The organism is uncultured Kordia sp. (assembly GCF_947489565.1).
Lineage (GTDB): Bacteria > Bacteroidota > Bacteroidia > Flavobacteriales > Flavobacteriaceae > Kordia.
The window spans coordinates 1-227 of the sequence record NZ_CANLEA010000090.1 but is presented as its reverse complement, the minus strand read 5'-3'; the positions used below and the strand labels follow the sequence as shown (position 1 = coordinate 227).

1 protein-coding gene is annotated in these 227 nt (G+C 46.3%); it reads left to right on the top strand.

Annotated elements, in window-relative coordinates; translation table 11 throughout:
- Positions 1-227, top strand: a 227-nt coding sequence (locus Q0845_RS27830; protein ID WP_298521243.1) for a Calx-beta domain-containing protein, incomplete at both ends; no start/stop codon positions are given.

Here is a 227-nt window from a genome sequence, read left to right as displayed (position 1 = left end):
ACAGTAACGATCACTGATAACGATACACCAGCAATGAGTGTAGGTGATGTAACGGTTGCAGAAGATGCAGGAACAGCGAGTGTAGCGGTGAGCATAGACAATCCATCTAGTGTAGATACCGTAGTAAGTATCACTACCACAGATAACAGCGCGACCAATCCAGATGATTATACCACTACGACCGTAACAGCAACGATCCCAGCGGGACAAACGACAGTAGATGTAAG